The 16,676-nt window shown below is 62.0% G+C and carries 18 protein-coding genes; 13 read left to right on the top strand and 5 right to left on the bottom strand.

The annotated features are described in order from the left end of the window. The first annotated feature begins 115 nt into the window (after positions 1-115). Complete coding sequence (locus AC0R79_RS18440) at positions 116-502, top strand: DUF2784 domain-containing protein (protein WP_039766992.1); 387 nt, start codon at positions 116-118, stop codon at positions 500-502. Here AC0R79_RS18440 and AC0R79_RS18445 read toward each other — a convergent pair. Beyond that, positions 499-1,020, bottom strand: a complete 522-nt coding sequence (locus AC0R79_RS18445; RefSeq protein WP_375747349.1) for a DUF3087 domain-containing protein — start codon at positions 1,018-1,020, stop codon at positions 499-501. The two genes, AC0R79_RS18440 and AC0R79_RS18445, sit on opposite strands and share 4 nt — an antisense overlap. A 211-nt stretch (positions 1,021-1,231) precedes the next feature. Between AC0R79_RS18445 and ppnN the strand changes: the two genes are divergently transcribed. From ppnN to AC0R79_RS18470, 5 genes are all read left to right on the top strand, one after another. After that, positions 1,232-2,605 carry a nucleotide 5'-monophosphate nucleosidase PpnN gene (ppnN, locus tag AC0R79_RS18450; protein ID WP_007950520.1) on the top strand — a complete coding sequence of 458 codons (1,374 nt, stop codon included), beginning with the start codon at positions 1,232-1,234 and terminating at the stop codon, positions 2,603-2,605. A 157-nt stretch (positions 2,606-2,762) separates the two neighbouring features. Next, a complete protein-coding gene (locus tag AC0R79_RS18455) occupies positions 2,763-3,500 on the top strand; it encodes a response regulator (protein ID WP_474731106.1) in 738 nt (245 codons plus the stop codon). A gap of 151 nt (positions 3,501-3,651) precedes the next feature. Then, positions 3,652-4,029, top strand: coding sequence for a hypothetical protein (locus AC0R79_RS18460; protein WP_459794511.1), 378 nt, complete (start codon positions 3,652-3,654; stop codon positions 4,027-4,029). 162 nt (positions 4,030-4,191) lie between these two features. Continuing rightward, on the top strand, positions 4,192-4,926 hold the full coding sequence (locus AC0R79_RS18465; RefSeq protein WP_474731110.1) for a substrate-binding periplasmic protein: 735 nt from the start codon (positions 4,192-4,194) through the stop codon (positions 4,924-4,926). A gap of 108 nt (positions 4,927-5,034) precedes the next feature. Further along, complete coding sequence (locus AC0R79_RS18470; protein ID WP_474731113.1) at positions 5,035-5,286, top strand: hypothetical protein; 252 nt, start codon at positions 5,035-5,037, stop codon at positions 5,284-5,286. 64 nt (positions 5,287-5,350) lie between these two features. Here AC0R79_RS18470 and AC0R79_RS18475 read toward each other — a convergent pair whose 3' ends face one another. From AC0R79_RS18475 to AC0R79_RS18485, 3 genes are all read right to left on the bottom strand, one after another. Beyond that, positions 5,351-6,766, bottom strand: a complete 1,416-nt coding sequence (locus AC0R79_RS18475) for an FAD/NAD(P)-binding protein (RefSeq protein ID WP_474731116.1) — start codon at positions 6,764-6,766, stop codon at positions 5,351-5,353. 59 nt (positions 6,767-6,825) lie between these two features. Then, complete coding sequence (locus AC0R79_RS18480; protein WP_474731120.1) at positions 6,826-8,229, bottom strand: LLM class flavin-dependent oxidoreductase; 1,404 nt, start codon at positions 8,227-8,229, stop codon at positions 6,826-6,828. Positions 8,230-8,445: 216 nt separating this feature from the next. Beyond that, complete coding sequence (locus AC0R79_RS18485; protein WP_007950529.1) at positions 8,446-9,009, bottom strand: helix-turn-helix domain-containing protein; 564 nt, start codon at positions 9,007-9,009, stop codon at positions 8,446-8,448. Between the two features lie 85 nt (positions 9,010-9,094). On the opposite strand from AC0R79_RS18485, the gene AC0R79_RS18490 reads away from it, so the two are divergent. From AC0R79_RS18490 to AC0R79_RS18520, 7 genes are all read left to right on the top strand, one after another. After that, on the top strand, positions 9,095-10,033 hold the full coding sequence (locus AC0R79_RS18490; protein ID WP_127798462.1) for a DMT family transporter: 939 nt from the start codon (positions 9,095-9,097) through the stop codon (positions 10,031-10,033). Between the two features lie 106 nt (positions 10,034-10,139). After that, positions 10,140-13,040: a monovalent cation/H+ antiporter subunit A gene (locus AC0R79_RS18495; protein WP_474731123.1), complete on the top strand. Its 2,901-nt coding sequence runs from the start codon at positions 10,140-10,142 to the stop codon at positions 13,038-13,040. Then, positions 13,040-13,384, top strand: coding sequence for a Na+/H+ antiporter subunit C (locus AC0R79_RS18500; RefSeq protein WP_003192163.1), 345 nt, complete (start codon positions 13,040-13,042; stop codon positions 13,382-13,384). Before AC0R79_RS18495 ends, AC0R79_RS18500 begins: the two co-directional genes overlap by 1 nt. After that, a complete protein-coding gene (locus AC0R79_RS18505; RefSeq protein WP_127798464.1) occupies positions 13,381-15,060 on the top strand; it encodes a monovalent cation/H+ antiporter subunit D in 1,680 nt (559 codons plus the stop codon). The genes AC0R79_RS18500 and AC0R79_RS18505 overlap by 4 nt, the downstream gene beginning before the upstream one ends. Next, positions 15,057-15,545: a Na+/H+ antiporter subunit E gene (locus AC0R79_RS18510; RefSeq protein WP_474731128.1), complete on the top strand. Its 489-nt coding sequence runs from the start codon at positions 15,057-15,059 to the stop codon at positions 15,543-15,545. The genes AC0R79_RS18505 and AC0R79_RS18510 overlap by 4 nt, the downstream gene beginning before the upstream one ends. Then, a complete protein-coding gene (locus tag AC0R79_RS18515) occupies positions 15,542-15,820 on the top strand; it encodes a K+/H+ antiporter subunit F (protein WP_007910754.1) in 279 nt (92 codons plus the stop codon). The genes AC0R79_RS18510 and AC0R79_RS18515 overlap by 4 nt, the downstream gene beginning before the upstream one ends. Beyond that, positions 15,817-16,179: a Na+/H+ antiporter subunit G gene (locus tag AC0R79_RS18520; protein WP_064379433.1), complete on the top strand. Its 363-nt coding sequence runs from the start codon at positions 15,817-15,819 to the stop codon at positions 16,177-16,179. The genes AC0R79_RS18515 and AC0R79_RS18520 overlap by 4 nt, the downstream gene beginning before the upstream one ends. Here AC0R79_RS18520 and AC0R79_RS18525 read toward each other — a convergent pair. Further along, on the bottom strand, positions 16,176-16,616 hold the full coding sequence (locus AC0R79_RS18525; protein WP_127798465.1) for a DUF3995 domain-containing protein: 441 nt from the start codon (positions 16,614-16,616) through the stop codon (positions 16,176-16,178). The two genes, AC0R79_RS18520 and AC0R79_RS18525, sit on opposite strands and share 4 nt — an antisense overlap. Positions 16,617-16,676: the final 60 nt, after the last annotated feature.

Here is a 16,676-nt window from a genome sequence, read left to right on the forward strand (position 1 = left end):
GCAAATGACCGTTCATGGCTTGAACAATCTTGCGCAGTTGGCGCAATTCCTTCCTTCCGTCAGTCGTTTACCGGCGTAACATGACAACCATTCACACACGCGTCAGGGAGACGACATGCTGTATCGGATAGCCGCCGACGGGCTGGTGCTGTTTCATTTGCTGTTCATTCTGTTCGTGCTGTTCGGCGGGCTGCTGGTGCTCAAGTGGCCGCGGCTGATGTGGCTGCATTTGCCGGCGGCGGCCTGGGGCGTGGCGGTCGAGGTGTTGCACCTGACCTGTCCGCTGACCTATTGGGAAAACCTGATGCGCCACGCTGCCGGGCAAACCGAATACGCCGGCGGTTTCATCGAACATTACGTCTGGCCCATCATCTACCCGGCCGGGCTGACGCCACAAATTCAACTGGTGCTGGGCAGCGTAGTGCTGGTGGTCAACCTGCTGGTCTACGGGCGCCTGATTCGCCGCTGGAAACTGCGGCGCGCCGCGCGCATTCCGTTCTAGCGAGCTTTCAAGGTTTCCAGCCAGGCCGGATCGAGGCGCTTCTGATCGGTGTCCAGACCGAGCGCCTCCATCCGTGCCTTGTGCGCTTCGACTTCCCGGTGCAATTGCGCGTGATCGCTGGAGTTACCGTCCAGTTCATGCATCTGGGTCAGCCCCAGGTGATAGAAACGCAGCAACTTCATCGCCACCGGATCACCCTTCTCCACCGCCGCCGTCACCTGATGCATCACGTTGGTGACGCTCATCAGGCTGCGCTTGAGCCTCCAGCCGTACACCGCCGGGGCCATCCAGGTCTGGTTCCAGAAACGCCCGCGCAACAACGCCGCCGTCAGCAGGAATGCGCCAAACACCCCGCCGACATTGAACCGCAGATTATCCCCGCCCGGCTCGCCGAACAGCGCCACCGCTGCCGTCGAAAACGCCATCGCCAGCACCAGAAAAAGCACTGCGATGATCAGCGTGCTGCGCCGGGTCTGCTGGCGATAAGTGATGGCATCGATCGGTTGAATCTCGAACATCGCGACAGGCTTCCATGGCTTGAAATAAAAAGAGGCCGGCGCATTATCGCCTCTGAGGCGGATTTAGCTATGCTGGAGCTCCTTTTCATCTTTTCAAAGTCCAACGGGGACATGGCGATACCACGCAGATCGTGCCATCTTCATTCATGGATACACACTATTCGGATGCCATTGGCCATGCCGGCAATGACATCGTTTTAAGGATCACTGCATGACCCAACGACACGTAATCAATGCCTCGGTCAGCCCAAAAGGCAGCCTCGAAACCCTTTCCCAACGTGAAGTTCAGCAACTGAGCCAGGCCGGAACCGGCAGCACCTACACCCTCTTTCGCCAGTGCGCCCTGGCCATCCTCAATACTGGCGCCCATGTCGACAACGCAAAAACCATTCTTGAAGCCTACAAGGACTTCGAAATCCGCATCCACCAGCAGGATCGCGGCGTGCGTCTGGAACTGCTGAACGCCCCGGCCGACGCCTTCGTCGACGGCGAAATGATTGCCAGCACCCGGGAAATGCTGTTCAGCGCCCTGCGCGACATCGTCTACACCGAGAACGAACTCGATGCGTTGAGCATTGACCTCAGCACCTCCCAGGGCATCAGCGACTACGTCTTCCACCTGCTGCGCAACGCGCGCACCCTGCGTCCGGGCGTCGAGCCGAAAATCGTCGTGTGCTGGGGCGGCCACTCGATCAACACCGAAGAATACAAATACACCAAGAAAGTCGGCCACGAACTGGGCCTGCGCAGCCTCGATATCTGCACCGGCTGCGGCCCGGGCGTGATGAAAGGCCCGATGAAAGGCGCGACCATCGCCCACGCCAAGCAGCGGATTCACGGTGGCCGTTACCTCGGCCTGACCGAGCCAGGCATCATCGCTGCCGAAGCGCCGAACCCGATCGTCAACGAGCTGGTGATCCTGCCGGACATCGAAAAACGTCTGGAAGCCTTCGTCCGCGTCGGCCACGGCATCATCATCTTCCCGGGCGGTGCCGGCACCGCCGAAGAGTTCCTGTACCTGCTGGGCATCCTGATGCACCCGGACAACGCCGGCCTGCCGTTCCCGGTGATTTTGACCGGGCCGAAACACGCCGCGCCGTACCTGGAACAACTCGACGCCTTCGTCACCGCCACCCTCGGCGAAGCGGCGAAAAAGCACTACGAAATCATCATCGACGACCCGGCCGAAGTGGCGCGGCAGATGACCGCGGGCCTCAAGGCCGTGAAGCAGTTCCGCCGCGAACGCGCCGACGCGTTCCACTTCAACTGGCTGCTGAAGATCGACGAAGGCTTCCAGCGCCCGTTCGATCCGACCCACGAAAACATGGCCAACCTCAAGCTGCACCGCGATCAGCCACCCCATGAACTGGCGGCCAACCTGCGCCGCGCGTTCTCCGGGATCGTGGCCGGCAACGTCAAGGACAAGGGCATCCGCCTGATCGAGGAACACGGGCCGTATCAGATCCGTGGCGACGCCGCGATCATGCAACCGCTCGATCTGCTGCTCAAAGCCTTCGTCGCCCAGCACCGGATGAAACTGCCGGGCGGCGCGGCGTATGTGCCGTGCTATCGCGTGGTGTCCTGACACCGCCAATGCTTAACCCTGAAGACCCATTCTTCAGGGCATCCCATAACACTGTGGGAGCGGGCTTGCCCGCGAAGGGGCCATCGAATTCAGCATCTTTGTTGACTGACGGACCGCTTTCGCGAGCAAACCCGCCCCCACAAAAAGAGTGTGAACCATGGATCACATCAACCACATCCTGATCGTCGACGATGACCGCGAGATCCGCGAGCTGGTCGGCAATTACCTGACCAAGAACGGCCTGCGCAGCACCGTGGTCGCCGATGGCCGGCAGATGCGCAGTTTTCTGGAAGCCAACACGGTCGACCTGATCGTGCTCGACATCATGCTCCCCGGCGATGACGGGCTGGTGCTGTGCCGCGAACTGCGCGCCGGCAAGCACAAGGCGATCCCGATCCTGATGCTCACCGCCCGCGACGACCAGACCGACCGCATCCTCGGCCTGGAAATGGGTGCCGACGACTACCTGACCAAACCCTTCGCTGCCCGCGAATTGCTGGCGCGGATCAACGCCGTGCTGCGCCGCACGCGAATGCTGCCACCCAATCTGCTGATCACCGAAACCGGACGCCTGCTCGCGTTCGGTCGCTGGCGCCTGGACACCACCGCCCGCCACCTGCTCGATGAAGACGACACCATGGTTGCCCTCAGCGGCGCCGAGTATCGACTGCTCCGGGTGTTTCTCGATCATCCGCAACGGGTGCTCAGCCGCGATCAATTGCTGAATTTGACCCAGGGCCGCGACGCGGACCTGTTCGACCGCTCCATCGATTTGCTGGTCAGCCGCCTGCGCCAGCGTCTGCTGGACGACTCCCGCGAGCCGACCTACATCAAGACCTTGCGCAACGAGGGTTATGTTTTCTCCTTCGCCGTGGAGATGCTCGCCGAATCCTGACGGATTTGTATCGCTCTGTATAAATTCGCCGCGCAGATACGTAACCCGTGTTTTCGGGCCGCAACACCACATATCAGCGATACACCCTCGCGTTTGAATGAACCCACCAGAAAGCACTGGTTCACTCATCTCAAACGCAAGGAGAAGCACCATGTTCAAGTCCTCGAAATCCCTGGTACTCGCAATCAGCCTGCTCGGCGGCCTGGCCCTGGCCGACCTGGCGTCCGCCAGCTCCCAGCCGCTGGTTGCAGAATACGGCTCGGAAAACCTGCAGAAGGATCGTGTTGCCGAAGGTGGCGCGGATCGTTTGCAGGAACTGCGTGAACGCGTGGCTGAAGGCGGCGCGGATCGTTTGCAGGAACTGCGTGAACGCGTAGCCGAAGGCGGTGCTGACCGTTTGCAAGAGTTGCGCGAACGCGTCGCTGAAGGTGGCGCCGACCGCTTGCAGGAACTGCGCGAACGTTCGGCCCGCAGCGTACTGGTCGCCGAAAACCGTCCCGAGTTCGGCTCCAAGTACCAGCGTTACTGATCGTTTTTACCCGCCGTTGTCGATTCCTGCCGGGGGCGCTCTGCCCCCGCAGCGTTCACTACCGATAAGCCTTGTTCTCTGACACAAAAGCCCCGCTGTTTCCCCACGACAGCCGTCATGGCTCGTACTAAGCTGCGCGATTGATTTGTTCAGGGACGATCCATGAAACGATTTGCCGCCTGTCTGCTGTCCATGCTGGCCCTGACGGCCACCGCGGCGGATCTGCAACTGCTCACCGACAACCACCCGCCTCTGCATTTCATGCAAGGCAATCAGCTCGCAGGATTCGGGGTGGACGTGGTGCAGGCCCTGGCGACCCAGACCGGCGACCGCATCCATCTGCAACAAGTCCCGCTGTTGCGCGCCCTGCGCATGGCCAGCGACACGCCCGACACCGGCGTATTCACCGTACTGCGTACCGACGACCGCGACGATCGCTATCAATGGGTCGGGCCGCTGATCGAAGTCGAAACCGCGCTGTACGCCCGCGACAATCTCCAGCCTCCCGTGCACAGCCTGCGTGAAGCCGATCATCTGGGCCGGATCACGGTGCCGCGCAAATGGCTGGTCTACAGCTACCTGCAAGGACAAGACCTGAACAATCTCTACGGCGTCGAAACCCCGGAGCAGATGATGCGATTGTTCAGCCTGGGGCGAACCGATTTCGTGGTCTCCGATACCTGGTCCAAAGCCGCCCTCGCCCGCGAGCAAGGCATGGAGCCGGGACGCTTGCGGTACCAGATCCCGCTGATGAAACAGAACACCTACATTGCCTTTTCGCCGCAAACCGATCCGAAACAGGTCGCACGCTGGCAGCAGGCGCTGGATACATTGCGGGCCGACGGCCGTCTGGAGCAGCTGCGCCAGCGCTGGCTGTCCAATACCCTACCGCGCTGATCAGGCATCAACGCCTTCGATAACGACTATGCGCAAGGGTGTTTTCACATCAAAACCCTCCAGCACTAGAGTGGGCTCCATCTTCTCCCCACTCTCTGGAGCAACATCATGAAAGACATCATCGCACTCGGCTTCATCGTTTCCCTGATCGGCGCCACCTCCGCGATCGCAGCCCCACACGCCAGCACCCCGGTTGTCGCGGCGGCGACCGTTGGCCAGTCCGGCACCCTGAACGTTGACACTGTCAGCATCGATGCCGAACACAAGGGCAACCTCAACCTGCAACAGAACGCCGAACAGACCAAACTGTACGTTGCAGAAAACCGCCCGGAATTCGGTTCCAAATATCAGCGCTACTGAGTGATCGGTTTGAGCTGCCAGAAACAGGAAACCCCGCCGAAGCGGGGTTTCTTGCATTTGGGCATCAGCGAACCAGTCGCGCGGCCAGCGCCTTGGCCTGCGACGCCACGTCGGTGACAGCGGTGCTTTCCCACCACATGCCGCGCAACGGCGGGCCCATGGCGAACAGACGGCTCGAGATTCGGCCCTCTTCATCCAATACAGCGCCGTCCACCGCGGCCGCGATGCCCAGCGCCAGCGGCCCCGGACGAACCAGACCGCGCGCCAGCAACTGCTGCGGCAAAGGTCGCGCGACCCGGCGCCAGTCGTATTCGATGCCGCTGGAATTGATCAACGCCGCGCCCTGCACCACGCAGGTTTTGGCCTCACCGCGAGGACGAATGCGGATACTCACGCCCTCGCCCGATACAGGCTCAAGTCCCTTGTAAGACGCAGCATGAATGCGCAATCGTCCTTCTCGATGCAGACGCTCGACCAATTCCGCACTCAGCGGCGGCGAACGATGGTGATGACTTTCCCACCATGGCCGCACATGCCGCACGAATTGCCGGCGCTGCACATCGCTGGCTTGGCTCCATAACCGGCCGATGTGCGCGCGCACGGTGTCGAGCGGCGCCTGCCAGTCGATACCTTGGGCGATGGCGTCGCGGCAATGCCGGCGCAATTCGCGCAATAACTGGCGTGGCGTTCGGATGCTGTGATCCTCGGCGAGGAAGTCCACCCACGCCGGAGGTTGACGACGCACATGCGGCAACAGCCCGTGCCGGGAAAACACCTCGATCGGCCCGCGATGCCCGGCCTGCTCCAGCGACACCACGGCATCGACCATGGTCAGGCCGGAGCCGATGATCAGCACCGTCGATTGCGGATCGAGTTGACGCATGGCCGCGACATCCCATGGATCGAGTGCCGCCGCGTTGAGACCGCTGGATTCTTTTTGCGGGGTGCGGGCAGCCGGGAACATCCCGGTTGCAAGCACTGCATGAGCGCCCTGCAATTGCTGGCCGTCACTTAAGGTGAGCTGCACGGAATCGCTGGAGGTCTGAACATCGACCACTTCGGCGCGCACATGCTCGACCGTCGAACCGTGTTGCGCGCCCACCTGCTGCGCTTCGGCCAGACGCTGCTGCACGTACACGCCGAACAGCCCCCGTGGTGGAAACAGTTCGCTGACCGGCACATGTTGCTGATCAGACTCCGGCCAACCGCCAGCGGCAATGTGAGCGGTCAGCCATTGGGTCAGGTCATCGGCATTGTCCGGATCAACGCTCATCCGCGCCGCGTTGCCATTGAGCGTGTGGCCCAGTTCCACCGCGCTGTACGCTTCGCCCCGGCCCAGTTCGGCCCGGGGCTCGATCACCAGAATCTTTCTGCGCCCCGGCAAACGCAGCAATTGCACCGCCAGCATCGTGCCGCTGAGGCCGCCGCCGACAATCAGGATGTCGGCGTGACGCAGTGCGGTCGTATCGGTTTGAGTCATGCCGTTCTCGCAGCTGAGGATATGCTCGGGCCAGTGTCATTCAGACGCCGCGAAGGTGTCTAGACGGACGCGACTTTTTTCTCCTGCCGATGCAGCTCGCCGAGGTTTCGATAGCCGCTGCCCGGATGAATCTCCGGCAGCCTCGGCCCTTCGCCAAACAGCTTCTCGCGCAAGGTCCCCGGCGCGTACTCGGTCTTGTAGACACCACGCTTCTGCAACTCCGGCACCAGCAATTCCACGGCGTCGATGAAGGTTTCATGGGTCAGCGCGTAGGCCAGGTTGAAGCCGTCGACGTCGGTTTCGTCGACCCATTCCTGCAACAGATCCGCCACCGTTTCCGGGCTGCCGACGAACAACGGGCCGAAGCCGCCGATGCCGACCCAGTCGGCGAGTTCGTTGGGGGTCCAGACCTTGTTCGGATCCGCCGTGGAAAACGCCTCGACCGCCGATTGAATGGCGTTGGTGTGTACGTGTTTGAGCGGTTCGTCCGGTTTGAAGCGGCTGAAGTCGATGCCGGTCCAGCCCGAGATCAACGCCATCGCGCCCTCGTAACTGACCCAGGATTTGTACTCCTCGAACTTGGCCTTGGCCTTGGCGTCGGTCTCGCCGAGGATCACGGTTTGCAGGTTGAAGATCAGGATCTTCGACGGATCGCGTCCGGCCTCGACGGCGCGGCGGCGGATGTCTGCCACGGTTTTTTTCAGCAAAACCTTGGACGGTGCCGCGACGAATACACACTCGGCATGCTCGGCGGCAAACTGCTTGCCCCGGCTGGAAGCGCCGGCCTGATAGAGAACCGGCGTGCGCTGCGGCGACGGCTCGCAAAGGTGAATGCCCGGCACCTGGAAGTGTTTCCCGTGGTGGCGGATCTCGTGGATCTTGCTCGGGTCACTGAAAATCCGTCGCTCGCGATCCCGCAGAATCGCGCCCTCTTCCCAACTGCCTTCCCAGAGTTTGTAGCAGACCTCCAGGTATTCCTCGGCGAAGTCGTAGCGCGCGTCGTGTTCGGTCTGGGCTTGCTGGCCGATGTTCTTCGCGCCGCTCTCCAGATAAGAGGTGACGATGTTCCAGCCGGCGCGGCCCTTGGTCAGGTGATCGAGGGTCGACAGGCGTCGGGCGAATGGATACGGATGTTCGAAGGACAACGAAGCGGTCAGGCCAAACCCCAGGTGCTCGGTGCCCAGCGCCATCGGCGGGATCAGTTGCAACGGATCGTTGACCGGCACCTGCGCCGCCTGCCGGATGGCCGCTTCGCCATTCCCGTTGTACACGTCGTAGATGCCCAGCACGTCGGCGATGAACAAGCCGTCGAACTTGCCACGCTCGAGGATTTTCGCCAGATCGGTCCAGTACTCCAGATCCTTGTACTGCCAGGAGCGATCCCGAGGGTGAGCCCACAGGCCGGGCGACTGATGGCCGACGCAGTTCATGTCGAAGGCGTTGAGACGGATTTCGCGGGGCATCAAATGGCACTCCCGATGTTCAGGAGGCGTTTGAAGGTGTGAATTAAAAAGGTCATGTGAGGCGACTCCGTGGTTTCCGGATGAGGATCCAGAACCCATAGCAGGAGTCATGCCTGAATATATTTTATTTATTTATCAATAGATTGAGATAACAATCTAAAGCAGTCTGCACGCAGGATGGAGCAAACTGTTTATCCGCTGTCGGCCATGCAACAGTCAGATCACCACATTGCGCACGAAGCGCGCCGCCACTTCCCCGTCATTGCGATAGGTGTGCGGCTGGTTGCTGGCGAACATGAAAAACTCCCCGGCAGCGATGCGCTGGGGTTGGTCGCCGAGCATCAGCGTCAGGCAGCCTTCGAACACGAAAATCTGTTCGCTCCAGCCTTCGGCATCCGGTTGCGACGGATAGACCTCGCCCGGTTGCAGGCACCATTCCCACTGTTCCACCGCACGGGTGGCGTTGGCCTTGGACAGTAAAACGGCTTTGCTGCCGGGGATGCTGCCAGCCCAGGCCAGTTCGTTGATACGGCCCGGATCGCGATTGTCCGGGGCCTGGATCAGATCGCTGAAGGCCACTTCGAGGGCTTCGGCGACACGGTCGAGAGTGGTCAGGCTGACATTCTTCTCGCCGGCCTCGATGGCCACCAGCATTCGCCGGCTGACCCCGGACTTTTCCGCGAGGGCCGTCTGGCTCATGTCGGCGGCATGGCGCAGGCGCCGGACGTTCTGGCTGACGTGTTGCAGGACCGAAGCCCGCTGTACAGAATCTTTGTGCACTATATTGCTCACTGGCTGGGGTTGGGCAGTATACTGCGCAACATTTGGCGCATTGTGCGTCCCCTCCTTAAAAGTGCGCAAGGTCATGACGTCAGCCAATCCCTCACAATCTTCCCTGCGGTTTTCCCGGTTCAGCAAAGCCGAGTGCGTGCTGGTGCTGATCACCATGCTCTGGGGCGGCACCTTTCTGCTGGTGCAACACGCCATGACCGTCAGCGGTCCGATGTTTTTCGTCGGTCTGCGCTTTGCCGCTGCCGCGAGCATCGTTGCGCTATTTTCCTGGAAACATCTGCGTGAACTGACCTTGTTCGAACTCAAGGCCGGCGTCTTTATCGGCGTGGCGATCATGCTCGGTTATGGCTTGCAGACCGTCGGTTTGCAGAGCATCCCAAGCAGCCAGTCGGCGTTCATCACCGCGCTGTACGTGCCGTTCGTGCCACTGCTGCAATGGCTGGTACTCGGTCGGCGCCCGGGTTTGATGCCGAGCATCGGCATCATGCTGGCGTTTACCGGGCTGATGCTGCTTTCCGGGCCATCCGGTGCTTCGCTGAATTTCAGCCCCGGTGAAATAGCCACGCTGATCAGCGCCATCGCGATAGCAGCCGAAATCATCCTGATCAGCAACTATGCCGGGCAGGTCGATGTGCGCCGGGTAACCGTGGTGCAGCTGGCGACGACTTCGGTGCTGTCGTTTTTGATGGTGGTGCCGACCGGCGAGGCGATTCCGGATTTCTCGTGGCTGTTGCTGAGCACTGCCCTGGGCCTCGGCGCGATGAGTGCGGCGATTCAGGTGGCGATGAACTGGGCGCAGAAAAGTGTCTCGCCGACCCGCGCGACCTTAATCTACGCCGGTGAACCGGTGTGGGCCGGGATCGTTGGTCGTATCGCAGGAGAGCGTCTCCCAGCGATTGCACTGGTGGGTGCGGGACTGATCGTGGCGGCGGTGATCGTCAGTGAATTGAAGACCAAAGGCAAAGAGACACAAACAGTCACGGAAGAATTGGAGCACGAGACCGAAGGCTAAACGCGGCTTTTAGGGCTACTTTGTAGGATTCAGAGACATCCTCGCGTTTGGCGATCCGGGAGCTGGCACGTATGATGCTTCACAAACTTCCGCAGATTAGAAGCCTATGTCCCTGATAGTTCTACTGCTTCTGCCTTTTCTGGGCAGCTGTCTGGCAGCCGTGCTGCCGCACAACGCACGTAACGCCGAATCCCTGCTGGCAGGTCTGGTCGCACTGATCGGCACTGTCTCGGTCGCGCTGCTGTACCCGCAGATCGCCCACGGCGGCGTGATTCGCGAAGAATTCACATGGCTGCCCAGCCTGGGTCTGAACTTCGTCCTGCGCATGGATGGCTTCGCCTGGCTGTTCTCGATACTGGTGCTGGGCATCGGCACCCTCGTCTCTTTATATGCCCGTTATTACATGTCGCCGGACGATCCGGTGCCGCGTTTCTTTGCGTTCTTTCTGGCGTTCATGGGCGCCATGCTCGGCCTGGTGATCTCCGGCAACCTGATCCAGATCGTGTTCTTCTGGGAGCTGACCAGCCTCTTCTCGTTCCTGTTGATCGGCTACTGGCACCACCGCCACGACGCGCGCCGCGGCGCCTACATGGCATTGATGGTCACCGGTGCCGGGGGATTGTGCCTGCTGGCGGGGGTCATGATCCTCGGCCATGTCGTCGGCAGCTATGACCTGGACAAGGTCCTGGCCGCCGGCGATCTGATTTGCGCACATGCCCTCTACCCCATCCTGCTTCCCCTCATTCTTATCGGCGCCCTCAGCAAAAGCGCCCAGTTCCCCTTCCACTTCTGGCTGCCCCACGCAATGGCGGCGCCCACACCGGTTTCGGCGTACCTGCACTCGGCGACCATGGTCAAGGCCGGGGTTTTCCTGCTGGCCCGCCTGTGGCCGTCGCTGTCCGGCAGCGAAGAATGGTTCTACATCGTCAGCGGCGCCGGCGCCGCCACCCTGTTGCTCGGCGCGTACTGCGCGATGTTCCAGAACGATCTCAAGGGACTGCTGGCCTACTCGACCATCAGCCATCTCGGCCTGATCACGCTGCTGCTCGGCCTGAACAGCCCGCTGGCCGCCGTGGCGGCGGTGTTCCACATTCTCAACCACGCGACCTTCAAGGCTTCGCTGTTCATGGCCGCCGGGATCATCGACCACGAAAGCGGCACCCGCGACATCCGCAAGCTCAACGGCCTGTTCAAACTGATTCCGTTCACCGCCACCCTGGCGATGGTCGCCAGTGCGTCCATGGCCGGCGTACCGCTGCTCAACGGTTTCCTGTCGAAAGAAATGTTCTTCGCCGAAACCGTATTCATCAACGCCACCGCCTGGGTGGAAGCTGCGCTGCCGATAGTGGCGACCATCGCCGGCACGTTCAGCGTTGCGTACTCGCTGCGCTTCACCGTCGACGTGTTCTTCGGCCCTACTGCCACCGACCTGCCGCACACCCCGCACGAACCGCCGCGCTGGATGCGTGCACCGGTCGAGTTGCTGGTGTTCACCTGCCTGCTGGTGGGAATTTTCCCGGCCCAGGTAGTCGGCCCGTTGCTGGCCGCTGCTGCGTTGCCGGTGGTGGGTGGCGTGCTGCCGGAATACAGCCTGGCGATCTGGCACGGCCTCAATGCACCGATGATCATGAGCCTGATCGCCATGTCCGGCGGCATCGTGGTCTATCTGCTGCTGCGCAATCAGCTCAAACGCGGTCGTTTCAAATTCCCGCCACTGGTAGGCCGCTTCAACGGCAAGCGCCTGTTCGAGCGCAGTCTGGTAGCGATAATGCGTCTGGCCCGACGGCTGGAGCGGCGGATCGGCACCAAGCGTCTGCAAACCCAGCTGTTCCTGATGGTGTTGGCCGCAGTGCTGGCCGGCCTGATCCCGATGCTGCACAGCAGTCTGAGCTGGGGCGACCGGCCGAAGATTCCGGGCTCGATCGTGTTCGTGACCCTGTGGCTGCTGGCAATCGCCTGCGCCCTCGGCGCCGCGTGGCAGGCCAAGTATCACCGTCTCGCCGCCCTGACCATGGTCAGCGTCTGCGGGCTGATGACGTGCGTCACTTTCGTCTGGTTCTCGGCGCCGGATCTGGCACTGACGCAACTGGTGGTCGAAGTAGTGACCACGGTGCTGATCCTGCTCGGCCTGCGCTGGCTGCCACGGCGGATCGAAGAGGTTTCGCCGTTGCCAAGCAGCCTGCGCAAGGCGCGGGTACGGCGTTTGCGCGACTTGCTGCTGTCGATTGCCGTCGGTGGCGGCATGGCGCTGCTGTCCTACGCGATGCTGACCCGGCAGACGCCGAACGACATTTCCTCGTTCTACCTGAGCCGCGCCCTGCCCGAGGGCGGCGGCAGCAACGTGGTCAACGTGATGCTGGTGGATTTCCGTGGTTTCGACACCCTTGGCGAAATCACCGTGCTCGCTGCCGTAGCCCTGACTGTGTTCGCCCTGCTGCGTCGCTTCCGCCCACCGAAAGAAAGCCTGCAACTGCCGGCCCAGCAACGCCTGCTCGCCCCCGACGTGGTCACCGATCTGGTCAACCCGCGCTCGGCCAGCGACACCGCGCTCGGTTTCATGATGGTGCCGGCGGTGCTGGTGCGCCTGCTGCTGCCGATTGCGCTGGTGGTGTCGTTCTACCTGTTCATGCGCGGTCACAACCAGCCGGGTGGCGGTTTCGTCGCCGGTCTGGTGATGTCGGTGGCGTTTATCCTGCAATACATGGTCGCCGGCACCCAGTGGGTCGAGGCGCAAATGAGCCTGCGGCCGCTGCGCTGGATGGGCACCGGCCTGCTGTTCGCCACCGTCACCGGTCTCGGGGCGATGGCGGTCGGTTATCCGTTCCTCACCACCCACACCTGGCATTTCAGCTTGCCACTGCTGGGTGACATCCATATCGCCAGCGCGCTGTTCTTCGATATCGGCGTGTACGCCGTGGTGGTCGGCTCGACCTTGCTGATCCTCACCGCCCTCGCCCACCAATCGGTCCGGGGCCACAAAACCGCTGCCGCCAAAGGAGCCGTCTGATGGAAGAAGTCATCGCAATCGCCATCGGCGTACTCGCCGCGTCCGGGGTCTGGCTGATCCTGCGGCCACGGACCTTCCAGGTGGTGATGGGCCTGTGCCTGCTGTCCTACGGCGTCAACCTGTTCATCTTCAGCATGGGCAGCCTGTTCATCGGCAAGGAGCCGATCATCAAGGACGGCGTGCCGCAGGATCTGCTCAACTACACCGACCCGCTGCCCCAGGCGCTGGTGCTGACGGCCATCGTCATCAGCTTCGCCATGACCGCATTGTTCCTGGTGGTGTTGCTGGCCTCACGGGGCCTGACCGGCACCGACCACGTTGACGGAAGGGAGCCCAAGGAATGACGGCGATGACTCACCTGATCGCCGCACCGATCCTGCTGCCGCTGCTGACCGCCGCCATCATGCTGATGCTTGGCGAAAAGCACCGACCGCTGAAGGCGAAAATCAACCTGTTCTCCAGCCTCCTCGGCCTCGGTATTTCGGTGATGCTGCTGCAATGGACCCAGACCACCGGCGTGCCCGGCTCCATCGGCGTTTATCTGCCGGGCAACTGGCAAGTGCCGTTCGGCATCGTGCTGGTGGTCGATCGCCTGTCGGCATTGATGCTGGTGCTGACCGGGATCATCGGCGTCAGCGCCCTGCTGTTCGCCATGGCTCGCTGGGACGGCGCCGGGTCGAGCTTCCACGCATTGTTCCAGATTCAGTTGATGGGCCTGTACGGCGCGTTCCTGACGGCGGACCTGTTCAACCTGTTCGTGTTCTTCGAGGTATTGCTGGCCGCGTCCTACGGCCTGTTGCTTCATGGCTCGGGCCGGGCGCGTGTCTCGTCGGGGCTGCATTACATATCGATCAACCTGCTGGCCTCGTCGCTGTTCCTGATCGGCGCGGCGTTGATCTACGGTGTGACCGGCACGCTGAACATGGCGGATCTGGCTCTGAAGATCCCGCTGGTGCCGGAAGCCGACCGTGGCCTGCTGCACGCCGGCGCGGGGATTCTGGCCGTGGCGTTCCTGGCCAAGGCCGGCATGTGGCCGCTGAATTTCTGGCTGGTGCCGGCCTACTCGTCGGCCAGCGCGCCGGTGGCGGCGATGTTCGCGATCATGACCAAGGTCGGCGTCTACACCCTTTTACGTCTGTGGACGCTGCTGTTCTCGGGCCAGGCCGGTGCTTCGGCGTATTTTGGTGGTGACTGGTTGATCTACGGCGGCATGGCCACCATGGCCGGCGCAGGCGTGGCGATCATTGCCGCGCAACGTCTGGAACGCATGGCCAGCCTGAGCATTCTGGTGTCCGCGGGGATCCTGCTGTCGGCCGTGGGTTTCGCCCAGCCAAACCTGATTGGCGCCGCGCTGTTCTATCTGGTCAGCTCGACCCTGGCGTTGAGCGCGCTGTTCCTGCTGGCCGAACTGATCGAACGCTCGCGCACCGCCATCGAAGTGCCGCTTGAAGATGAAAACGAACTGCTGCCGCGTCCGCAGGAATGGCAGCGTCCGGTCAAGGGCATCAACCTCGACGACGAGCAGAAAGCCGTGGTCGGTCAGGTGATTCCATGGACCATGGCGTTCCTCGGTCTGAGCTTCATTGCCTGCGCGCTGCTGATCATTGGCATGCCGCCACTGTCCGGTTTCATCGGCAAGCTGAGCCTGATCGGCGCCCTGCTCAACCCGCTGGGCCTCGGCGCCGGCGAACCGATCTCGAAGGCCGCCTGGGCGTTGCTGGCCCTGCTGATCCTTACCGGACTCGGCTCGCTGATGGCGTTCTCGCGCCTGGGCATCCAGCGCTTCTGGTCGCCCGAAGAGCGCCCGTCGCCCCTGCTGCGCAAACTGGAATGCACGCCGATTTTCCTGCTGCTCGGGCTGAGCATCGCGCTGACCTTCAAGGCTGAACCGCTGCTGCGTTACACCCAGGCAGCGGCCGACGCTCTGAACAATCCGCAGCAATACGTGATGGCGGTACTCGGCACCCGCGCCGTGCCGAGCCCGGAAGCCAAGGCTGCGCTGCTGGAGGTACAACCATGAAGCGTCTGTTCCCTGCTCCGTGGTTGTCGCTTGCGCTGTGGTTGCTGTGGCTGGTGCTGAACCTGTCGGTCAGCCCGGGCAATCTGCTGTTGGGTGCCGTTCTCGGTTTCTGCGCCCCGCTGATGATGCGCAAACTGCGCCCGCAACAAATTCACATCCGCCGCCCGGGCACGATCCTGCGATTGTTTCTGCTGGTCGGGCGTGACGTGATCGTCTCGAACCTGCAGGTGGCCTGGGGCGTACTCAACGCCGCTCGTCGGCCGCTTCGTTCACGCTTCATCAAGGTGCCGCTGGACCTGCGCGATGCCAACGGTCTGGCGGCGCTGTCGATGATCTGTACGGTCGTGCCCGGCACGGTGTGGTCGGAACTGGCGCTGGATCGCAGCATTCTGTTGCTGCACGTCTGGGATCTGGATGACGAGGCGCAATTCATCCAGCACTTCAAGGTCACTTACGAGCGGCCGTTGATGGAGATTTTCGAATGAGCCCGCTGCTGTCGAACGCGATTCTGCTGACGCTGTTCCTGTTTTCCCTGGCCATGGTCCTCACGCTGGTGCGCCTGTTCAAAGGGCCGTCGGCACAGGACCGGGTACTGGCGCTGGACTACTTGTACATCGTCGCCATGCTGATGATGCTGACCCTGGGGATTCGTTATTCCAGTGACACCTACTTCGAAGCGGCGCTGCTGATCGCGCTGTTCGGCTTCGTCGGCTCGTTTGCCCTGGCGAAATTCCTCCTGCGTGGCGAGGTGATCGAATGAACGCTGAACTGTCTCTCTGGGTGGAAATCCCGGTGGCGATCCTGCTGGTCCTCAGCGGGATTTTCGCCCTGATCGGCGCAACCGGCCTGCTGCGGATGAAGGATTACTTCCAGCGCATGCACCCTCCGGCGCTGGCCTCGACGCTGGGCGCGTGGTGCGTGGCACTGGCGTCGATCATCTGTTTTTCCGCGCTCAAGTCCGGGCCGGTGCTGCACGCATGGCTGATCCCGATTCTGCTGTCGATCACCGTACCGGTGACCACCCTGCTGCTGGCGCGAGCGGCATTGTTCCGCAAGCGCATGGCCGGGGATGACGTGCCGGCCGAGGTCAGCAGCCGACGTACTGAAACCGGCAGCTAGATCCAGGCAACAGCCAACAGCCCGGCTCCCAAAATCAGACACAGCGGCGAGTAAACCCAAGTGTCGAGCCGGGCAAACCGCGACCCCTTCACTTCCTTGAAAAAACCCACCAGCTCCGAATCGCCGATTGCCCGCGCAAACATCAGCAGCGCAATCGCGCTGATCACCCATTGCAGCGCCCAGTGATGCACGGCGGGCAGCCACCACCCCACTCGCATGCACACCAGTGCGGCAATCAGTAGCAGGGCTGCCGCCACCACCAGCGTGATCCAGCCTGACGGCTTGAACGCCGGCCTGAGCGTCAGTCCGCCGTTGTCCACCGGAACCTGCGGCACCACCGCCACGGCCGCCCACTGCCCACCCATCGCCCAATACACATGCATCAGGCTGATCGCCGCGAATATCGTCACCAGCCATTGAGCCAACACAAAGGTCATGGTCGAGAATCCTTTAAAGGGATTTGAACAAAACATCCTAGTCGGCATTTTTCCATGTGC

This window comes from Pseudomonas sp. HD57-3, assembly GCF_056113135.1.

Bases quoted from the DNA above. Each gene is read 5' to 3' on its own strand.
- AC0R79_RS18440 (WP_039766992.1), top strand. From the start codon at position 116: ATGCTGTATCGGATAGCCGCCGACGGGCTGGTGCTGTTTCATTTGCTG.
- AC0R79_RS18445 (WP_375747349.1), bottom strand. From the start codon at position 1,020: ATGTTCGAGATTCAACCGATCGATGCCATCACTTATCGCCAGCAGACC.
- ppnN (WP_007950520.1), top strand. From the start codon at position 1,232: ATGACCCAACGACACGTAATCAATGCCTCGGTCAGCCCAAAAGGCAGC.
- AC0R79_RS18455 (WP_474731106.1), top strand. From the start codon at position 2,763: ATGGATCACATCAACCACATCCTGATCGTCGACGATGACCGCGAGATC.
- AC0R79_RS18460 (WP_459794511.1), top strand. From the start codon at position 3,652: ATGTTCAAGTCCTCGAAATCCCTGGTACTCGCAATCAGCCTGCTCGGC.
- AC0R79_RS18465 (WP_474731110.1), top strand. From the start codon at position 4,192: ATGAAACGATTTGCCGCCTGTCTGCTGTCCATGCTGGCCCTGACGGCC.
- AC0R79_RS18470 (WP_474731113.1), top strand. From the start codon at position 5,035: ATGAAAGACATCATCGCACTCGGCTTCATCGTTTCCCTGATCGGCGCC.
- AC0R79_RS18475 (WP_474731116.1), bottom strand. From the start codon at position 6,766: ATGACTCAAACCGATACGACCGCACTGCGTCACGCCGACATCCTGATT.
- AC0R79_RS18480 (WP_474731120.1), bottom strand. From the start codon at position 8,229: ATGCCCCGCGAAATCCGTCTCAACGCCTTCGACATGAACTGCGTCGGC.
- AC0R79_RS18490 (WP_127798462.1), top strand. From the start codon at position 9,095: ATGACGTCAGCCAATCCCTCACAATCTTCCCTGCGGTTTTCCCGGTTC.
- AC0R79_RS18495 (WP_474731123.1), top strand. From the start codon at position 10,140: ATGTCCCTGATAGTTCTACTGCTTCTGCCTTTTCTGGGCAGCTGTCTG.
- AC0R79_RS18500 (WP_003192163.1), top strand. From the start codon at position 13,040: ATGGAAGAAGTCATCGCAATCGCCATCGGCGTACTCGCCGCGTCCGGG.
- AC0R79_RS18505 (WP_127798464.1), top strand. From the start codon at position 13,381: ATGACGGCGATGACTCACCTGATCGCCGCACCGATCCTGCTGCCGCTG.
- AC0R79_RS18510 (WP_474731128.1), top strand. From the start codon at position 15,057: ATGAAGCGTCTGTTCCCTGCTCCGTGGTTGTCGCTTGCGCTGTGGTTG.
- AC0R79_RS18515 (WP_007910754.1), top strand. From the start codon at position 15,542: ATGAGCCCGCTGCTGTCGAACGCGATTCTGCTGACGCTGTTCCTGTTT.
- AC0R79_RS18520 (WP_064379433.1), top strand. From the start codon at position 15,817: ATGAACGCTGAACTGTCTCTCTGGGTGGAAATCCCGGTGGCGATCCTG.
- AC0R79_RS18525 (WP_127798465.1), bottom strand. From the start codon at position 16,616: ATGACCTTTGTGTTGGCTCAATGGCTGGTGACGATATTCGCGGCGATC.